Annotated in this window: 17 protein-coding genes; 14 read left to right on the top strand and 3 right to left on the bottom strand. The window is 55.3% G+C overall.

Features of this window, described 5'->3' with window-relative positions:
• The first annotated feature begins 10 nt into the window (after nucleotides 1–10).
• The 9 genes from HZ994_02065 to HZ994_02025 all read left to right on the top strand — a co-directional run bounded on the left by HZ994_02065 (nucleotide 11) and on the right by HZ994_02025 (nucleotide 11,828).
• Nucleotides 11–982 (top strand): dienelactone hydrolase, encoded by a 972-nt coding sequence (locus HZ994_02065; GenBank protein ID QTN31159.1) that lies wholly within the window; start codon nucleotides 11–13, stop codon nucleotides 980–982.
• Between the two features lie 452 nt (nucleotides 983–1,434).
• Complete coding sequence (locus tag HZ994_02060) at nucleotides 1,435–1,941, top strand: hypothetical protein (GenBank protein ID QTN31158.1); 507 nt, start codon at nucleotides 1,435–1,437, stop codon at nucleotides 1,939–1,941.
• A 146-nt stretch (nucleotides 1,942–2,087) separates the two neighbouring features.
• The gene (locus HZ994_02055; protein QTN31157.1) at nucleotides 2,088–2,651 is read left to right on the top strand and encodes a sigma-70 family RNA polymerase sigma factor; all 564 of its coding nucleotides are present in this window, start codon (nucleotides 2,088–2,090) and stop codon (nucleotides 2,649–2,651) included.
• Nucleotides 2,648–4,504: a FecR domain-containing protein gene (locus HZ994_02050; GenBank protein ID QTN31156.1), complete on the top strand. Its 1,857-nt coding sequence runs from the start codon at nucleotides 2,648–2,650 to the stop codon at nucleotides 4,502–4,504. Before HZ994_02055 ends, HZ994_02050 begins: the two co-directional genes overlap by 4 nt.
• Nucleotides 4,505–4,650: 146 nt before the next feature.
• On the top strand, nucleotides 4,651–5,478 hold the full coding sequence (locus tag HZ994_02045; protein QTN31155.1) for a PEP-CTERM sorting domain-containing protein: 828 nt from the start codon (nucleotides 4,651–4,653) through the stop codon (nucleotides 5,476–5,478).
• Nucleotides 5,479–5,550: 72 nt separating this feature from the next.
• Nucleotides 5,551–6,270: a PEP-CTERM sorting domain-containing protein gene (locus tag HZ994_02040; protein QTN31154.1), complete on the top strand. Its 720-nt coding sequence runs from the start codon at nucleotides 5,551–5,553 to the stop codon at nucleotides 6,268–6,270.
• Between the two features lie 139 nt (nucleotides 6,271–6,409).
• Nucleotides 6,410–9,877 carry a hypothetical protein gene (locus HZ994_02035; GenBank protein ID QTN31153.1) on the top strand — a complete coding sequence of 1,156 codons (3,468 nt, stop codon included), beginning with the start codon at nucleotides 6,410–6,412 and terminating at the stop codon, nucleotides 9,875–9,877.
• Nucleotides 9,878–9,916: 39 nt separating this feature from the next.
• Nucleotides 9,917–10,624 (top strand): hypothetical protein, encoded by a 708-nt coding sequence (locus HZ994_02030; protein QTN31152.1) that lies wholly within the window; start codon nucleotides 9,917–9,919, stop codon nucleotides 10,622–10,624.
• A gap of 586 nt (nucleotides 10,625–11,210) precedes the next feature.
• Nucleotides 11,211–11,828 carry a hypothetical protein gene (locus HZ994_02025; GenBank protein QTN31151.1) on the top strand — a complete coding sequence of 206 codons (618 nt, stop codon included), beginning with the start codon at nucleotides 11,211–11,213 and terminating at the stop codon, nucleotides 11,826–11,828.
• A gap of 458 nt (nucleotides 11,829–12,286) precedes the next feature.
• Here the strand turns inward: HZ994_02025 and HZ994_02020 are convergent, their stop codons facing one another.
• A complete protein-coding gene (locus tag HZ994_02020) occupies nucleotides 12,287–12,520 on the bottom strand; it encodes a hypothetical protein (protein QTN31150.1) in 234 nt (77 codons plus the stop codon).
• A gap of 209 nt (nucleotides 12,521–12,729) precedes the next feature.
• On the opposite strand from HZ994_02020, the gene HZ994_02015 reads away from it, so the two are divergent.
• The 5 genes from HZ994_02015 to HZ994_01995 all read left to right on the top strand — a co-directional run bounded on the left by HZ994_02015 (nucleotide 12,730) and on the right by HZ994_01995 (nucleotide 18,236).
• Nucleotides 12,730–12,951, top strand: a complete 222-nt coding sequence (locus HZ994_02015) for a hypothetical protein (GenBank protein QTN31149.1) — start codon at nucleotides 12,730–12,732, stop codon at nucleotides 12,949–12,951.
• 361 nt (nucleotides 12,952–13,312) lie between these two features.
• The gene (locus HZ994_02010) at nucleotides 13,313–14,374 is read left to right on the top strand and encodes a DNA cytosine methyltransferase (protein ID QTN31148.1); all 1,062 of its coding nucleotides are present in this window, start codon (nucleotides 13,313–13,315) and stop codon (nucleotides 14,372–14,374) included.
• A 5-nt stretch (nucleotides 14,375–14,379) separates the two neighbouring features.
• A complete protein-coding gene (locus HZ994_02005) occupies nucleotides 14,380–15,462 on the top strand; it encodes a hypothetical protein (GenBank protein QTN31147.1) in 1,083 nt (360 codons plus the stop codon).
• Nucleotides 15,455–17,266: a hypothetical protein gene (locus tag HZ994_02000; protein QTN31146.1), complete on the top strand. Its 1,812-nt coding sequence runs from the start codon at nucleotides 15,455–15,457 to the stop codon at nucleotides 17,264–17,266. Before HZ994_02005 ends, HZ994_02000 begins: the two co-directional genes overlap by 8 nt.
• 25 nt (nucleotides 17,267–17,291) lie before the next feature.
• Nucleotides 17,292–18,236, top strand: a complete 945-nt coding sequence (locus tag HZ994_01995; GenBank protein QTN31145.1) for a hypothetical protein — start codon at nucleotides 17,292–17,294, stop codon at nucleotides 18,234–18,236.
• Between the two features lie 66 nt (nucleotides 18,237–18,302).
• Here HZ994_01995 and HZ994_01990 read toward each other — a convergent pair whose 3' ends face one another.
• Both HZ994_01990 and HZ994_01985 read right to left on the bottom strand, forming a co-directional pair.
• Complete coding sequence (locus HZ994_01990; GenBank protein ID QTN31144.1) at nucleotides 18,303–18,527, bottom strand: hypothetical protein; 225 nt, start codon at nucleotides 18,525–18,527, stop codon at nucleotides 18,303–18,305.
• On the bottom strand, nucleotides 18,524–18,718 hold the full coding sequence (locus HZ994_01985) for a hypothetical protein (GenBank protein ID QTN31143.1): 195 nt from the start codon (nucleotides 18,716–18,718) through the stop codon (nucleotides 18,524–18,526). The genes HZ994_01990 and HZ994_01985 overlap by 4 nt, the downstream gene beginning before the upstream one ends.
• Nucleotides 18,719–18,727: the final 9 nt, after the last annotated feature.

Raw genomic sequence — 18,727 nt, 5'->3', positions numbered from 1 at the left:
TTACGCCCGGATGATCCGTTCTCTCACCCTGCTCGCCGCAGCAGTCCTTGTTGCCTCCGCGAATGCGAAGCCAAGCTCATACGATCCGCTCTCCGTCGGGGATGAGGAAGTGAAATCCCTTGCCTTCGATGTGACTGACAAGTCCCGCGACCGCGTGATTCCGATCCGCGCCTATCTTCCGGAAAACGGTGCTGCGGCTCCGCTTGTGATTTTCTCCCACGGCCTCGGCGGCTCCCGCGATAACAATCCCTACCTGGGGAACCATTGGGCGAAGCGGGGATACGTGGTGGTTTTCGTCCAGCATCCCGGCAGCGATGAAAGCGTGTGGAAGGGCGAGCGGCCGATGAACCGGATGGCGGCAATGAAGGCGGCTGCCTCCGCGGAGGCCTTTGCGGATCGGGTGGCGGATATCCCCGCCGTGATCGATGCGCTGGAGTCCTTGGGAAATCAGAAGGGCCATGCACTGAAGGGGCGCATGGATCTGGGGCGCATCGGCATGTCCGGGCATTCCTTCGGCGCGGTAACAACCCAGGCGATGGCCGGGCAGACCTTCGCCGGCGGTCGGATTTCCTATCTGGAGAAACGCATCGGTGCGGCGGTGATGATGAGCCCGAGCAAGCCAAGGCTGGGTGATCCGGGAAAAGCCTTCGGCTCGATCACGTTGCCGTGCCTGCTACTGACCGGAACCAGGGACGACAGCCCGATCGGTGGGGGCACGCCGGAGGACAGGTTGGAGGTTTTCCCCAATCTCGCCAAGGCACCGGCGTGGCAGCTTGTCTTCGATGGCGCGACGCACATGGACTTCGGCCAGCGCAAGGGTGTCCAAAAGGACAGCCGTTACCACAAGGCCATCCTCGCCCTCACGACCGCGTTCTGGGACGCTCACCTGAAAGGCGACAAGGCGGCAATGGAATGGCTCAAGGGCGAGGGCGTGAAATCCGCGCTGGCCGAAGGCGATATCTGGCAATCAAACAGGCGGTAAATTCCTTTTGGTGAAACGACCCACGCCGCGGCTCGATCACCTGTGGTTGGCTTCGCGGTGCTTGCCGGGATTTCGGTTGCTGAGCGTCAACAGGGTGGTTGGAAGCAAGCGTAGCTTTCCGGAGCATCCCTACCGATTTTCCACAAAACCCCAAGACGGGATGGCGATGGTTTGCGCCGCTGGCGAGGAACTCTTGGCGCGGCACGGGAAACGGGAATCCTACTCGCAGGACAGGGGGGTATCACATCGACTTGGTCTGCTGGGCATATTGCATTTTCCCATCGCAGCAGGATTTCACCGCGATACACGCGGCTCTGGGGGTGGGCGACCCGACATCGGCCTTTCCTGGCTGCATTGGCCGGACATCGACTTGCCGGACCTGATCGGTTGGTTCGATTCACCGAGGCGCAACGGGCATTGCCATGAAGGCATGAAATGGTGCAGATTCCGTCATGGACACAGCACGCCACCGCAACAGGACCATCCTCCTCACTGCGATCATCACGATGGCGGTCACATCCATGGTTTGGCTCGGCATCGGTGCGGTCGGATACTGGCTGGTGAGCAGCGAGTCGCCGAAGTTCGGGCTGACGGTGGATCATCCGGATAGCGTGCTGGTGGGCGAGGTTTTCAAGCTCAAGGTTTCGGTGAAAAACGACGGGTCATCGGCCATGAAACTCGCCGACCTTGATGTTTACGATGAGTTGCTGGATGGGTTTGAGATCGTATCGGTGACTCCGAAACCGAGATCGACCAGCAAGGTTTTCGGGATACTGACGCATGAGTTTTCCCAGTCGCTCGCGCCTGCGCAAAGCTTTGGTATCGAGTTCGAGCTAAGGGCTAAGGATGTCGGTCTGTGGGGCGGCGATATCGATGCCTGCACTCCGTTGCAATCCTTCGTGACCCACTACACCGAGATCGAGGTGCTCGATGCGCCGCCTGTGGAAAGCGCCGAATAGCCTCCCCGATCCGCCACGGGGCTGAGGCCGAGTTCCTTGCGTTTCGCCGCGTCGCCGGACTTGTTCATCCGCCATGTTACGGGCATCCCCGCACTAAACCCGATATTTTTGTAACGTTTCCCGCATTCTTGGGCTTTGCTAGGACGATGAGTGAGCCTGCACCTTCCCAAAACACCGTGGACAACGCGGGGGATGGGCTGCAGTTGCAGGAGTTCGTCAGTCAGCTGACAGCGAGCCAAGGGAGGATCCGGGCCTTTGTCGTGACTCTTATGCCCGGCAGCCCGGATGTGACGGATGTGGTTCAGGAAACCAATCTCGTGCTTTGGAAGAGCCGCGCGCGCTACCGCACGGGCTCCAATTTCCTCGCCTGGGCGTTCACGATCGCGCGCCTGGAGGTGCTGCACCAGCGGAGCCGCACGAAACGTTACGGTCGCATCCTGATTTCCGAGGAACTGCTCGACATGCTTGCTGCGGAAGTGCCCGACGAAGGCAGCCACGACGAATACCTGGACGCCCTGGACAAATGCAAATCCAAGCTCACCGAAACCCAGCGAGAGCTGATCGAATACCGCTACCAACGGGGTCGTTCGATCGAGGATTACGCGGAGCAGACCGGCAGGAAGGCCTCGGCACTCCGCGTGGCTCTCATGCGCACTCGGATTGCCCTTAGGGAATGCATTGAAAAAACCATGGGAGGGCACCCCGCATGAGCCCGGAGCAAAAGGAAGATCTCCAATTCCGCATCCTCGGGCTGCTGGACGGAACGCTCGGGGAAGGGGAGGCTGCCCGGCTCGATGCTGAATTACTTGGCAGCCGCGAAGGCCGCGAACTCTTCCACCAGCTTGCCACCCTTCACAGCGTAATTGAGGAACAGGCGGCATCAAAAGCGGAGATCAGGCGTGTGCCCATCATCCCGATCGAGCTCCTTCTCGCCCGCCAGCGCCGGACTCTCCTCAGGAATTCCCTGCTGGCCGCCGCCGCCGTGCTCCTGGTCTCGTTCATAGCCTTGTGGCTGAAAATGGCTCCGGAGCGACCCGAAACCTATGCCAAATTCCAGGTCGCACCGGATTCCGCTTTCACCCTGACCCACGCTGCCGTGGGCGATAAGGCGCCGGCGGGCAAGGCTCTCGCCAAGGGATCGCGGCTGAGATTGTCCAGGGGTATCCTGGAAGGGATGTTCGAATCCGGTGCGCGCTTCGTGGTCGAGGCACCCTGCGACATGACCGTCTTGGCCGACGACCGCATCTCCCTCGCCGATGGCATCGCATGGTTCGAAGTGCCATCCAATGCCGCTGGATTCGCGGTGGAGACACAAATGATCCGTGTCGTGGATCTCGGCACGCGTTTCGGTGTCGTGGCCCTGAGGGGCAAAAACCACGAAATTCATGTCACCAAGGGCATGGTCGAGGCGAGCTGCGTGACAGAGGATCACGAGAAACATAAGATCATTCTAAAGGCCGGGCAGGCGCGGCGGCTGGATGCCAGCGGAATGCTCGTCCAAATTCCGGTGGATACTTCGCGCTTCACCACATCCATACCTGACGCGCTGATCATTCGCAATCCGGGCTTCGAGAACATGGAAAGCTTGGCCGGACAGCGCAATCGGGCAGGATACGGCCCGATCAGCGCGTGGGGAACCAGTGGAGGCACCGTGGGGGCGGGAGGGCGCGACATTCCGTTCCTCACCCGGCCCGCGCATGATGGAGCGAATGTCGCCTTCATACAGGGCAAGGGAGCCATCGCGCAATCCGTCAGCGGCTTCGATCCCACGAAAACCTACTCGGTCACCTATTTCGTGAACGAGCGCGGCTACACAAATGCTGGAGCAAGCCCCGCCACCCATACCTCCGTTACCCTCGATCTCGGCGAGAGTTTTTATGAGCATCCCGGACTCATCACCAAGACCGACGCCTTCCGCCGCATCGTCAGCAGCCCCCTCCGCGTCTTCGGCCCCACCGCCAACATCGAAATCCGCGGCCAAGCCGCCTCCGGAGACTCCACCTTGCTCATCGACTCGGTGAGCGTCTCCCGCAGCGTGCCATCCATTTCCGACGGCGGCTTCGAGAACCCTGCACAGCCGAAATATGGATTCAAGCAAGCCCATGGAGCCGGTCGCGGGAACCTTGGCGGGGCGACATGGGTGTTTATGGCCGGCGCCGGGATCACCGCAAATCAAAGTGACTTCAGACCTCCCGCAGCCCCAGAAGGGTCACAGGCAGCCATTCTGCAAAACGCGGGAGCAGTGCTGGAAACCACCATACAGGGCTTCGAACCTGGGGTCATTTACAGCCTCAGTTTCGAAGCCGCGGGACGAAGAGGGGGAGCGGCGCCTTTCCAGGTTCTTCTCGACGGCAAGATCCTGGGTTTCGACGGCGCGATGAATCTGAGGCCGCCCGTCGGCTCCTACCAATCCTACACCAGCGGGAACTTGTCCCTTTCCGGCGGCTCCACCACGCTGCGCATCGTTTCCACGGGCCAGGGATCGTCCTTCATCGATGACATCCGCCTGAACTTCGTCGCCGAGGCTCCGGATCAGGCGGAATCCACATTGCCACGGAAATAACCCGTATCGCGGGTGGCTGGGGTGCCGCTTAGAAACAATTGAAAAAAATCTGTAACGTTCACCAACTTGGAGGGCTTACCCAACGTGGTCATCAGATTTCGATACAGAATCCACATTGCCCGATGAACCACATCCCAACGAAAACCATGAAATTAACCAAATCCAAGTGCACCGCGCTGGCGACCTTCTCCGCGCTCCTGCTGATGCAGGTCTCATCCCAGGCCGCCAGCGTTCTTTTGTTGACGGACAATTTCAACACCGCCAACAATACCGACTTGAACCTGAATCTAGCGTCCCGCCAAGATGGCACGCTGAAATCCACCGGAGGCGCGGCTCCGGCGGGATCAACATGGACTAAGTTTGCTAGCGGCGGCACCATTGTCAGCAATCAATTGAACGTGCCTGGTGGTGGAGGCGTGCGCAACAATGCGGATTTCGAGCCGGCTCTCACCAGCGTCGACTTGTCCGCCGTTTCGGGATTCACCATGTCATTCAATCTCCAATACACCGGGGCAACGAATCAATGGACATCCCCCTATCTCAGCACCCACACGGGAGACGAGCGTGCGCAATCACGGTTCGGTTTCGTCGCATTTGGCAATGGTAACTTACAGTTTTACGGCGGTGCCGTTACCGGCGGCCAGGTCAACACAGGAGTATCGAATGCAACTCTCGCCACTCTTGTGTCCGGATGGAGCATCAACAATCAGAACAGCTACTCCCTGGTCGCGACGCGCACCACGGCAACGACGGGCACCTATGATGCATTCATCAACGGCATCCAGGTCGCCTCGAACATCGCATACGGGTTTGGCACCGGCGGAGACAGTGGTGAGGTCAACTTTGAAATCATCAACACTGCCACTGGTGCGGGCTTGTATGACAACTTTTCCCTTGTGACGGTTCCCGAACCCTCCGCAGCCCTGCTCGGTGCCCTGGGGACTCTGATTCTCCTCCGCAGGCGCCGGAACTGATCACGATGGCAGGCGCTTTCGTGAGAACTCGAAATTTTCAGTTCCAAAATCCCAGGCCCTCTAAACAAATCCATGAAAAACACCAACCACATCCTAGCCATTTGCCTATCCCTTGGCCTCTCGCTGATGCCGGTCTCATCCCAGGCCGCCATCACTCTTGCCGAGGTCAATTTCTCCGGCACAGCCAACGCTCAGATCTCCACCAGCACGATCCCTGGCACCGATCCTCAGTTCACGGAACTGGCAAGCGTGATCCCAACCGCAAACGCTTCGTTGGCTGTAATCGGTGGCACTGCAAGCACGGCCCACTGGTTCTACAATGGCAGCGGCACCGCGGCTTTGAATAATGATCTGCACACCGCAACGTCATTCGGCGCGCCCACACGGATGGATTTCATACTCGGTCTAGCGAACCCGGGGACATCCTATACTCTGACTTCTGTCGAGATCACTCTTCCTACTGCCACCACCAGAGATATCCGGTGGGAATTCGGCTATCGCAAACCGGACACCACCACAGTGATTCTTGGCACCCAGACCATCAATGCCGCAGGCACCTACAGCATCGACATCAGCGGTGCGAGTCTCAGTGCGGACGATACATCGCAAAGCTGGGTGAGCGCAGGTAACGGCGGCCTTCGTTTCATGTTCTTCGAGACAACAAGTGGGACCAATGCGGACGGGCTCCAGATCGATTCCCTGAGAGTGATCGGCACCGCCATCCCCGAGCCATCCGCAGCCCTGCTCGGAGGCCTCGGTCTCCTCGCACTTCTTCGCCGCCGCCGGAACTGATCACGCATGTCGGCGCATTCGTGAGAACGCGTTCGGGTTCCTCTCAATGCTCCGCCCCGGGATTCGAGGCGGAGCATTTTCCTTGGGTGGCTGATACCTGAAAACACCAATCCAGATTCCGGCAGAAAACACAGAGTCCATGCTGAAAAAGCCCTACATCCGAAGTGGAAAAGCTCCCGGTTTCGCGCTGGTGGTCACGCTGTCCCTGATGGTGTTGCTGGCGATCCTCGCCGTGGGTTTGCTGGGCCTTTCGGCAGTCACTCTGCGAAGCACCTCGCAGGGTTCGGCACAGGGGCAGGCTCGCGCGAACGCCAGGCTGGCGCTGATGATCGCCATCGGGGAACTCCAGAAGCACGCTGGGCCGGACACGCGGGTCACGGCTCCCTCAGGCATCGTGGATGAGAGCAGCCCGCCGCTGACCGGGGTGTGGCGCAGTTGGGAGGGAACGGATCATGAAACAACAGGACGCCCGGTCGCACCGGATTACGATTCAAAGAAGAGATCCGGAGCGGATGGTGGCCGCTTCCTCTCCTGGCTAGTCTCCGGTGCCGATTCCGCGAACGCGCCTACAGATCCCGCAAGTCTGGCGTACCCGGGACAGACCGGGGATTCCGTCCCCATGTTGTCCGGAGGAACGCTGGGCGCGCAGCCCGGACAGGTTCACCTGCCCCCGCTGACACTGGAGAATGGCACGGGATCCTACGCTTGGTGGGTGAGCGGGGAAAATCAGAAAGCACGCCTGCCCCAGGCCTACGGTCCCGCCAACAATACCGCGGCAGGCTGGTCGGATATCGCCAAGAGCCATGCGGTGGCGGATCCGAAACCCTTTGAGCTGGAAGCGCTTCTAACAGATTCATCCGCATTGCCAAAGGTTGTCTCAAGGAACACCAGCGACTTCATCGCCAAAGCGGGCGCCGCCACCACACCCCGCGAGTTTTTCCACGACCTATCCATCCATTCGGTCGGGCTCCTCACCAACACCGCCACCGGCGGCTGGCGCAAGGATCTCTCGCTGGTCACGGAAAACTGGGACAAGCTGAACGCCAGCGGCCTGCCGTTTTTCCGCATCAGCCCCACGGGCGACTCCAGCGCCGTGGAAAGGCCCGCCGTTCCGTCCCCGATGGCTGCGCAGTCGGTCTTTTATCCATGGAGCGAGTATCCGAGCACGGTCGCCACCGGCTACCCGTATTCCAAGCATGGGGCGGTGACTTCGTGGCGTAACCTTGTGGATTACGCGACCGCCTACCAGCGCATCAGCCCCACGGCCGGCGGCAATTCCATCCCGTTCTCCTGGCCGCGCATCGATGACAGCATCGGCAACACGACGATGAAGGACATCGACTACTACCAGTTCCTCCACACGATCCGCACCACTCCGCTCATCGCGCGCGTCCACTGGTTGTTTTCCCACAGGACGCTGGAAATCACACCTGCGACCAACCCCAAAACCTACCGTCTCCAGCTCCTCATCACGCCCGTCGTGACCTTGTGGAACCCCTACAACGTCTCGATCAACACGCCCTCCTCAGGCATGATGATACGGATGGCGAAATCACCGCCCTGCGTGCTGCGCTACTACAGGGGCGATGGCACGCCTTTGCCGGATTACCGGAAGCTCATGACCGGCACCGCCACCGCCGGCCAGGACAGCCTGATCGCGAACTATCCCCAGGTGCTCTTCAACCTGCAAGGCATGGAATACAACATCGCCAGCGCCTTCACGCTCAAACCGGGCGAGACAAGGGTCTTCAGCCCCGCACCGGGTCAGGTCATCAACACCACGAAAATTAACATGGCAGCAGGATACAACCCCAGCGGAGGCCACTTCAGGAACATCGACTTCCTCGGGCCGGCTCTCAAAGGCGGGGACAAGATCAAGCTCGACCTGAAATTCGACAACCTCATCAACATCGTCGGGCCGGGCACGGGCATCTTCCTCGATTTGTTCACCGCGACGGACACGAGAAACGTAAGGCAGCGCTACCTGATGACGGTTCCGGGCGGCACCGCCGCGAAATATTGGCCGGACATCACCTCGGAACAGCTCCCTTCACCTCAGGCGATGGAGATCGAGGGAACCTGGCGGCCCTTCTTTTCCACCGTGTTCGGCTCCCGCGTATCGAGCAACACCAGCATGCCCGGCCGGGGGCTCGCGCAGACCAGCCCGCTGGTGAGCCACACGAACATGCGCCACAACCAGACGAATCCCGGCGCGAACCACCCGGCGAATTCGGCCTTCGACTACAGTTTCATCGCCCACCCGCTCGGCGGCGACAGCCGCCTGCCGAACGCGAACAACACGAACGACCGCGGCTACATCATCTCCGGCTTCGATGCAGCCGAAGGCCTTTCCCGCGTGATCCTGAACGAGCTCCCGCTGCGCCCGCTTGCCTCCCTCGCGGAGCTCCAGAACTGGGATCTGCGCGGTCACAACCCCTTGCCTCCTTTCCAGCTCAACATCATCGGCAACAGCGACGCCTCGCCCCTCATCCCCGCCAATGCCGTCTCCCAGGGCTACAACCCGAAAGGCCTCCAATACGACGATCCCTACTGCGCGAACCACGTGCTCTTCGACGACTGGTTCTTCTCCTCCATCGCGCCCGAGCCGCAGGGTTTCGGAAACGCCATGCGCTACGACCTCAAGCAGCGCTACAAGGAGTTTCTCGGCGGCCGCCTGCCGCTGGCGAACCGCAGCTACCGGGCGATCCCCGAGGACAGCGCGCTCAACGCCGCCGCGCAGGACAAGCTGGTGGACGACATGTTAAATTTCGACGGCTGGCAGCGCGTCGCCTCCCGGCTTGAGGTCGAGGGCATGTTCAACGTGAACTCCACCTCCGTCACCGCATGGCGCGCCCTGCTCGGCCACGCCCGGAAGCAGAAGGTGCCTTATCATACCGAAACGGGCATCGCCCTTTCCGGGGAGACCGATCACCCCGTCTCCCGGTCTTCGGTCGCGGGGGATGTGAAAGCCGGTGAACCGGGAATGTCCGGAGCTTTCCCGGAAAGTTCGGAATTCACGGGATACCGGGTGTTCGATGAAAAAACGCTCGATGCCCTCGCCGAAAAGATCGTCGAGCAGGTCAGGCTGCGCGGGCCCTTCCTTTCGCTTTCCGAATTCGTGAACCGCCAGCTCGGCAGCGGGGATTTGGCGCTTGCAGGTGCGGTGCAGACGGCGCTCAACAAGATTTCCGAGGACGCGGCGACCGACCCCAACAAGGTGCTCAGGGGGCTTTCCGAAGATACGCTGAATCCGAACGATCCGAAGCTCGTGGGAGCCGGTTACCTCCATCCGGAGGCGGCCAAGGGCAAAAGCGCATACGGCCTGCCCGGCTGGATCCGGCAGGCGGATGTCCTCACACCGCTCGCCCCCATCCTCTCCGCCCGCGACGACACCTTCACGATCCGCGCCTACGGCGATGCCCGCGACAAGGCCGGGAAAGTGATTGCCAAGGCATGGTGCGAGGCGACCGTCGTGCGCACCCGGGATTTTGTCGATCCCGCCGAAGCGGCTGACCTGACCTCCGCACCCACAATCCCGGCCAACGAAACCTTTGGCCGCCGTTTCGAGATCGAGGCCTTCCGATGGTTGTCCCCGGATGAAGTCTGAAGCAGCATTGCACCCACAAATCCATTTTCCAAAGCGCCCTTGAGACGAAACTCGCTACAACTCCTGGCATTATCGCTTCTCTGCTGCACCGCACTCGGGCAGGAGGCGAAAAAGCACACCTGCCGCATCCTCTTTCTGGAGCGACCCTCCTCGGCACCGCAAACGCTCCACCTGTTCGACGGCACCAGCTCGCGCGAGGTCGAGCTGCCAGGGCTGAATCTCTCCCAGGTGTATGAGCTGCCACCGGGAAAACTGTCGATATCCCTTCTTCCGGTTCCCATTGCAAATCCGGAGGATCTCCCTCCCGGAGCTCCCACCACCGCGATCCCGGAAGGGGTTGCCGATTTCTACCTGCTGGTTACGAGCGACCCGTCCAATAATGTGGCTCCGGTGCGCATGCAGGTCATCGAGGCCGGAAAGGGCAGCCTCCGGCGCGGCCAGATGCTCTGGATCAACCTGACCGATCATCTGGTTGGCGGACAGTTGGGCTCGGAGAAACTCCTCATCAAACCGCAATCCCGAACCACCCTAAATCCGCCTGCGAAAGGAGCCACCGATTTTCCCGTGAGTTTGGCCTATCGCATCCGGGGCGATGAGCGCATGTATCCGATCTGCGAGACGAGGTGGCTCCACGACCCGCGGAGTCGCAGCCTTGCCTTCATCTTCAATCAACGGGAGGGCCGCGCGCCGCGCATCCTCGTTTTCCCCGATTTCCGTCAGGAAGAGAAAAACGACCCGGCGGATTGAGGCTACTTACAGTGCAGGGGTTGTCCGTCTTAACGAGGGACTACTCACCACGCTGCTGATATGTACGCCGCGATGATTCGTGCCATCGACTTTGGAGTGTTGCGGGGTGGGTTCACCCTTGCAACGTACGCCGGTTGACGCCCCAGAAATCCCTTGCCCATGTCCGCTCCGTATGCGTCACCATGAGTGGTCACCGCCGCACGGGAAAAGGGATTATCCGCCAACCTCCGGCAGAAATGTATCTGCCCTTGGCATTCTCCGCTCCCTCCCGGAGTAGGTGCGCCCCATGAACCCCGGACGGAAACCGGCCACAACCCTCCCCACTGCGGTCATCTATCAGCGAATGGGCGCGAATGAAGAGGTTGAACCACGGAAGTAACGGAATGCACGGAGGGAAGAGCGGCCATGGTTACAGAGCGATGAAGCTGGCTGGGTATCCGCTTGGAATCATTCGTGGAAATTCGCGTCCATTCACGGTTGAATCTTCAAAGCGGGATTCCTTGCGCACCCCCGCCTTTTATCCTTCCCGCTTTGCCGCAGGCGGGTAGAAATGCGGTTGAAAAATGCACGCCCGTGAAAGCCGCCCATGAATGCCGTAGAGACCGCCGGTGTGATCGAGGGCTACGCCATCGGCGGCGCGGTCGGGGCTACGTTCCATCTGGAGCCGGTGTCCACGCTCGATGTGGACATTTTCGATTCCTTCAAGCAGGAAAGCGGATCGTTGTTGATCAGCCCGCAGGCTATCTTCGACTACCTTGCGTCCCTTGGCTGCATGATGGAGGGGGAAGGACAAGGCGAGGTTGCTCCAGTTCATCGAGGCGGGAGTGCTGGACGCGGACGTTTTCCAGGCCATCTTGGATCGGCACCAGAGCGCCGGGGCATGGCAATCCTTCACCCGGCTTTTCCTTTCCGATTCCCCATGACCTTCGACCTCCACAGAATCATCGAGAGCAAGCGCGCCCACCGGCGCGGGCTGGCTTCACGCGGCATCATGGAGAAGCTCGCGATGCTTGATGCGATGCGGGAGCGGGCGGTGGCCCTGCGGTCTGCCGTGCCCGCTGATACGGAAGGCCCGGATTCTTCCGTGCTCCGGGAGGATAGCCCGCCATACCGCACCTCTTCCCGCACGGAACCGCGATACTCACCCTCACACCCCGCCCACCCAGAATTCCCTTTCCCATCTCCCGTGCGGAGGCTAACCTGAATGCGTGATCGATGTCCAGAAACTCCGGGAGTCCCGCTCCCGCCACTTGTTGCGCAGCTCGGAAAAAGCTGCGAGGCAAGTTCGCGCCTTCATGGCGGCACAACCTATCACGCCGAGGAACTCGGGATCTTTCGAGCCATCGCCGCCGAGCAAGGCCTCTTCCTCGCTGAAGCGCCCGCGGAGCTGACGAGGGGTATCCGGTAGGGCTGATCCGGCCCGGTCGGCCCATTTCTAAAATCCAACGTCCCGCTCACCCTGGCGGGAGTGAGATCCCGAAACAAAAAGCCCGCCTCACTGCGATTTCACTCCCGTTCCGTGATTACAGCTCCTCCGTGATGGATCAGGGCCGACCGAGCCGCATCATTGCCGCAGCCAAAAAAGCGGGGTTCATTGTTCCCGCCGACGAATCCCAAGGGAACAAATACACCCGCTACATTCCCTCCTGGGGCAGGTGATTCTTATTTTCGCTCATTTGCACTTCTGCCTGTTTTCATCACCCGCTCAAAATGGATTCCATTGATTTCCAACGACTTGCGAATCAATTCTCCGCATTTCTTACTTCCTTTCATTTTTACTTCGCTCCAAATCGCGCCACTTTGACACACTTTTCCATCGGCCAGCTCGCGCCCATCTTTCCGGTAGGGCTGATCCGGCCCGGTCGGCCCATTTCCGAAATCCAACGTCCCGCTCACCCTGGCGGAAGTGAGATCCCGAAACAAAATGCCCGCCTCACTGCGGTCTCACCCCCGTTCCGTGATCACGGCTCCTCCGTGATTGATCAGGGCCGACCGGGCCGGATCAGCCCTACCGGTTTGGATCCACACCCCCGCCTTTTATCCTTCCCGATTTACCGCAGGCGGGTAGAACTGCGGTTGTAAAAGCACGCCCGTGAATGCCGCCCATGAATGCCGTAGAGACCGCCGTTTCCGCCCGCGCGGAGAAAGGCAGCGGCAACCACGAAGGCCCCGGAAGCTCCGAAGCCATCGGCACCCTCCTCAACCCGGCCAACGACTCCCTCACCCGCCTCTCCTCCCTCTTCCACAACCGCTTCCCGCCCATGCCTCATGGAGAGCCGTCCTTTCAGGCGGCAGCGGAACCCCAGCCCATTCGCCCGGCACGATGAAGCCGTATCCAAATCCAGCCGCCTGAAAAGACGGCTCTCCCCGCCTCCATCCCATCCTCCTCCAAATCCATTCCCGAATCCCCCTTGACTATTTTCTTCCTACGTGGAGTAAGCGCGTTCCGCGCCTTGGCTTGATCGGAGTGTCCACACCAGCAGATGAAGACCTTCCCACGGGCTTCACGTCGCTCCAAAAACGTGAAATAGCGGGTAGCCCATTCAGAAATCGACTATAAAACCCGATAACTGCTGCAAAATTTGAAAATATTGGAGGACTCGAATCAATCGTTGACAGTAAAAAGGCAGAAATCCAGCCTACCTAGGTCGCGACGGCAGTAAATACACCCTTCTTAAAACTTTACAAATGAAAGACATCCTAGGAATCGATCTCTTTGCGGGTGCCGGTGGGCTTTCGCTTGGAGCCGAAGCTGCGGGGATTAGAGTGTCGCAAGCCGTCGAGAACAATCCCTCAGCTGCCGAAACATTTCGTCGTAACCACCCAGTCACCAAACTTCTAGAGGGAGATGTTCGCAGCTTCACCCCTGAACCGAAGCGCAGAACAACTACTATTCTCTTCGGTGGTCCCCCATGCCAGGGTTTTTCAACAGCAAATCAGCGTACACGCAATTTTCAAAACCCCGGAAACTGGTTGTTTCAAGAGGTTCTTCGTTGCGCGCGTGTGGCAAGTCCTGAATGGGTACTTTTAGAAAATGTAAAAGGGCTGCGTGGAACCGCAGAAGGTCAGTTTGAAAGGTTGATTATCGATGGATTGGAAGAACTCGAATACAACACTACTGTTTGGACTCTCTGTGCAGCCGATTACGGGGTTCCGCAAATGCGTTCACGTGTATTTATTATAGGTAGAAAAAAAAAACCTGTTCCTCCGCCTCCAATTCCGACGGTAAAATTACACGTCACGGTCAGAGAAGCGATCAGCGACCTGCCAAATCTCACAGTAGGCGCGAATATCAATGAACTACCTTACGGACGCAGAAGACCTTCTGATTACGCCATTGAAATGCGCGAATCACTCAGAAAAACAACCGGACATCTGGTTACCGCGAACAATTCGACAGTGATAAAACGCTACGCTCACATACCACCAGGAGGGAATTGGACAGATATTCCGTCGCGTTTAATGAAAAATTACACGAATCTAAAAGACAACCGTAGCCGGCACAGCGGAATTTACAGGCGACTCGTTTGGGACTCTCCCTCTGTAGTGATCGCTAACTATCGGAAGAACATGCTAGTACACCCCGACCAGGACAGGGGACTTTCCGTACGGGAAGCTGCACGCATCCAATCATTCCCCGACCGCTTTGTTTTCCACGGTTCGATTGGAACACAACAACAACAAGTGAGTAATGCAGTGCCTCCACTACTAGCTAAAGTCGTTTTCAAACAATTAATCAATCACCGCTGAGGCATATGAAAGCTCCCCATTCCAATCATTTTGCCTCTTGGGTCATCAACTCATTCCGTAAAAATCCAGAAGATTTTCCTAACCATGGGTCAGTACAATATGATGCCATTTTCCTGAACATTGAACATGAACTAAATACTAAAGTTCACAACAATGTCGCTGCTTATGCAGCAATTAGGAATAAAGGTGGTTTTCTGACCGATCATGGACCAAAACATATTGAAATGGTGATGCGGAGAGCATCAGCACTGATTAATACCTCATCGAATTCGGGGTTTTCGACCAACTTAACTCCATACGAAGGTTTTCTACTTCTAATAAGCATTCACTGTCATGACGTAGGAAATATTTACGGCAGGGAAGGACACGAGAGCCGTATCTTGGACATAGTTGGAAAAATAGCCGATTTCAATAAACTTAAGGCCTCTGAGCAGCGACAAATTGCGAAGATCGCAAGCTCACATGGCGGAACTGTAGATGGAGACAAGGACACAATAGGAACAATAATCAGTGAGGGAACTCAAGATCTGATGGGTAAGCAAGTACGCCCTCAACTCCTTGCTGCTATCTTGAGATTGGCTGACGAACTAGCCGATGAGCATAGTAGAGCGGATGAATTCGGCTTACAAAATGGTCAAATCCCAGAAGAAAGTCAAATCTACCATCGATTCGCAAAATGTTTGGAAACCGTCAAAGTCGACCGCCAAAATCAACGTATCAAAATGGAATTTTGCTTGTATCCAGACGATATGCTTACTGAATTCGGCTATCGAAAAGATGAAGGCGGTAATATTCTCAAAAAATATTTGCTAGATGAAATCCATAAACGTACACAAAAAGCATTCTGCGAAATGATTTACTGTATGAAATTCATGCGTGGTTACTCTGTTAATATCCAAAAGATTGATGTAACATTATCCGCTTTTTGTAATTCCACAGAAGCATTTAGAATACACTCTTATGTAATTAAAGAAAAGGGATATCCTATGCATATTGAAAAAACAATCAAGGAACTATGCGAGGAATTTGACGATCTCGATGGGGCGTCTTTGAAAAAGCAGTGCGAGGAATTTCAAGCCCATGTCTGATTTACTTAAAGCTAATCCTTTCGTAGTTCAAAGTCCGGAAGATATCTCTGCGCTAGATGCACACGATTTGTTTGTGGATGTATTTACTGACTTTGAAAAACTGACCAGTACAGGTCACACCTTCATTCACGGGCCGCGTGGCTGCGGGAAGAGCATGATGTTCCGATATATGCAACCTGATTGCCAATCCCTGTCTAGGGAAATTGGCGTAAGTGAATTACCGTATTTTGCGGCGTGGGTGCCCATTAAGAATATGCAGGCTAATCTCACAGAGTTAAAGAGGCTTGAGGGACATGCTGCAAATTACATTATAAATGAACACGTTTTAACTATTTACATACTGGAGAAAGTCCTGGAGACGTTAACATCCGGGATAATTCCTCTGGAAGACAAAAATATAACAGAAAATGATATTTCTTTGGCATTTAATGAATGCTTTATAAAACGACTAGAGATTTGCAGATGGAAAAAACCTGACGGACTAGAAACACCAAAAACACTGAAGGATTTTTTCTCAGTGATGCACGATATTTCTCTGAAGTTAGTCGAGCAAATCAATAATTTCTTGCAGGATCTGGCATTGGATCGCCTTCCAATTGAAGATTATGATGGACCACTTTGCGGATACCATGATTTTCTTTTGCCTTTCTTCAAAAAAACAAAATCCTACTTAAAATGTTTCCCGAATAGTCCAGTATTTTTACTATTAGACGATGCAGATAATCTGAACTTTGCTCAGACCAAAATATTGAATTCTTGGATCGGTACACGGACGCACTCAGATGTGAGCATAAAAGTATCAACACAGCTCCGCTACAAGACCTATCTTACGCATTCTGGACAAAGCATTGATGCACCACATGATTTTTCAGAAATAGAAATATCCACAGTATATACCACGAAGAATAAGACTTATTCTGATCGAATCGCTGCCATTATTGATAAACGCCTTAGGAAAGCGGGAATAGATCAAAGCGCCCAATCATTTTTTCCGGAGGATCCTCAGCAAGTGGAAGCTATCGACAAGATCAAAGCGCGAATTGCTGAGACTTGGGATTCTGGAGAAGGCCGCGGTCATAGGAAACGAGATGACGTTACAAGATACGCACGTCCCGATTTCATCAAGGAATTAGGTGGGCCACGAAAATCGACTCACACATACTCATATTCGGGCTTTGATCAGCTAGTAAATATTTCATCTGGCATTGTAAGATGTTTTCTCGAACCGGCTTCGCAAATGTACAGCGAAGCAAAATCTAAGGCGGTGAAAGCAGAGATCAAGTATATCGAGCCTGCAATACAGAATGAAAAAATAAGAGAGTTTGCGAACAAGTTTTTACACAGTGATCTAGAAGACCGTAAAAAAGTAGAGGAAGAAGACACTATTGTCCAAGTAGGAGAGTTAACACAGTTTGAGAAACTAGAAAATCTTTTACTATCACTTGGAGGGACTTTCTCACTTCTCCTAAATTCGGATCGCTCAGAGCGCCGTGTTTTCTCTATCGCTTTCTCCGATAAGCCAGATCGTGAAGTCCTAGGTGTATTACGATTGGGAATCGAAGAGGGATATTTCCATGTTTCCAGCATTGGGAACAAGGAGGGTAATGGAAGAACTAAACTTTACATATTGAACCGAAGGCTCGCACCGTGTTTTAATTTGGATCCAACTAGTTTTGCTGGGTACCTATTTGTCACCAACAATAGCATGCGAAATGCCCTATTGAATCCAAAGTTCTATTTGCGTTCATTAGAAAGCCTCGGTTTCGAACGTACTTTCGATTCTGATCAAATGGAATTATTTTAATATGCGAAAATCTATCACGTGCCCCTTGGTTGAGATCGGCCAATATTTCCCTGGTGGTCTTGATATATTTATTTCTTCCGCAAGTTTTGAGGGAAGATCGTTAAGCGTAATAAATAACCTCGACCTAAAAAAAATTAAATTGGGATTATTAGCTTGTAATGTTAATAATGATTACAATTTAGAAAATCTCAATAGTGTGCTCGCTCGCTATGAAGAAAGCGGATCTTCTTGCCTCCCTATCGCCACAGACAGTAACGACCCGATAAAGACTACTGATGCTTTCGTACAGGAATTCCGTAATCTGGAGTCTCATGCTCAACGCTCTGTTGCCATCGATATTACCGCATTTACGCGAGAGTCTCTTTCTATTTTACTAAGGGTTATATTCGCTTATTTGGGTGAAAATACGCCAATAACATACTTATATAATCCAGCTAGTGGATATGGGAGAGATGAAAAACACTGGCTTTCCAGGGGGGTGAGCAAAGTTCGATCAGTTATTGGATATTCCGGATATATTATCCCATCCAGAAGCAATCATCTTATTTTATTGCCAGGATACGAGTTCGAAAGATCCGCAGAGATAATTGCTAATTACGAGCCTAACTGCTTGTCGCTCGGGATAGTGCCGGAAGAAGAAAGTTTCACCCAAGATTTTTACACGAAGCAGAGAGAATTCGTTGAAAAAGTCATAAGCTATTATTCCCACGGTATCGTCGAGACTTTTAAATTTTCAGCACGTGAAATTCAATCAACAAAATTGGCAGTTCTAGAAGTTGCGAAAAGTAGAGTTGATTGTAATACGATCGTGATACCAATGAACTCAAAACCATCAGTAATTGGAACATCATTAGCTTGCTTATCCAACAGAAAGATTCAGATGGGCTATGCAAAGCCTGTAAGATACAATATAGAAGATTATTCTACTCCTTCTGAAAACCTTGTGATTACCGAAATCGTTGGGCATTGATCTCGGTGCTTGGGGAAACGGCGGTTTCCTAGGCCTTTTGAATAAGGAGTAGGTGCGTCTCCGCGCCTACTCCAGGGTCACGAGCAGGTCATCGGAGTCGATTTGGATGCCTTTTTTGACGACGATTTCCTTCACGATCCCGTCCACGGGGGCGGAGACGGTGGTGAGCATTTTCATGGCCTCGATGACGACGAGCTTGTCGCCGTCCTTGACTTCGGTGCCGGGGGAGACGGCGATTTCCGTGAGGATGCCGGGGAGGGCGAGATTGTGTTCCCTGCCGCCTTCCCTCAAAGGACTGAGATGCGGTTGGTAGCATCCGTTTTCTTCCGCCCAGGCCCGGAGCCTTCGGAAACTTTCGTCGTAAACGGACCATTCGTCGATTTCGCCATACGGTCCACCTGGGCGTAAGCGCTCTCCGAACTCCTCGATGACTTCGTGGAGCGGGCGATCGCGATCCGGCTGAGGTAGGGGCGGTCTTTCATTCAACGGTT

The sequence above is a fragment of the Akkermansiaceae bacterium genome (assembly GCA_017798145.1).
In the GTDB taxonomy this organism is placed as follows: domain Bacteria; phylum Verrucomicrobiota; class Verrucomicrobiia; order Verrucomicrobiales; family Akkermansiaceae; genus Luteolibacter.
This window is presented reverse-complemented; position numbering and strand designations above follow the sequence as displayed.

Coding starts and splice junctions, on each gene's coding strand:
- HZ994_01985 (QTN31143.1), bottom strand. CDS start 18,718: ATGAAAGACCGCCCCTACCTCAGCCGGATCGCGATCGCCCGCTCCACG.
- HZ994_02000 (QTN31146.1), top strand. CDS start 15,455: ATGTCTGATTTACTTAAAGCTAATCCTTTCGTAGTTCAAAGTCCGGAA.
- HZ994_02045 (QTN31155.1), top strand. CDS start 4,651: ATGAAATTAACCAAATCCAAGTGCACCGCGCTGGCGACCTTCTCCGCG.
- HZ994_02040 (QTN31154.1), top strand. CDS start 5,551: ATGAAAAACACCAACCACATCCTAGCCATTTGCCTATCCCTTGGCCTC.
- HZ994_02065 (QTN31159.1), top strand. CDS start 11: ATGATCCGTTCTCTCACCCTGCTCGCCGCAGCAGTCCTTGTTGCCTCC.
- HZ994_02050 (QTN31156.1), top strand. CDS start 2,648: ATGAGCCCGGAGCAAAAGGAAGATCTCCAATTCCGCATCCTCGGGCTG.
- HZ994_02055 (QTN31157.1), top strand. CDS start 2,088: ATGAGTGAGCCTGCACCTTCCCAAAACACCGTGGACAACGCGGGGGAT.
- HZ994_02025 (QTN31151.1), top strand. CDS start 11,211: ATGAATGCCGTAGAGACCGCCGGTGTGATCGAGGGCTACGCCATCGGC.
- HZ994_02010 (QTN31148.1), top strand. CDS start 13,313: ATGAAAGACATCCTAGGAATCGATCTCTTTGCGGGTGCCGGTGGGCTT.
- HZ994_02005 (QTN31147.1), top strand. CDS start 14,380: ATGAAAGCTCCCCATTCCAATCATTTTGCCTCTTGGGTCATCAACTCA.
- HZ994_02060 (QTN31158.1), top strand. CDS start 1,435: ATGGACACAGCACGCCACCGCAACAGGACCATCCTCCTCACTGCGATC.
- HZ994_02015 (QTN31149.1), top strand. CDS start 12,730: ATGAATGCCGTAGAGACCGCCGTTTCCGCCCGCGCGGAGAAAGGCAGC.
- HZ994_02035 (QTN31153.1), top strand. CDS start 6,410: ATGCTGAAAAAGCCCTACATCCGAAGTGGAAAAGCTCCCGGTTTCGCG.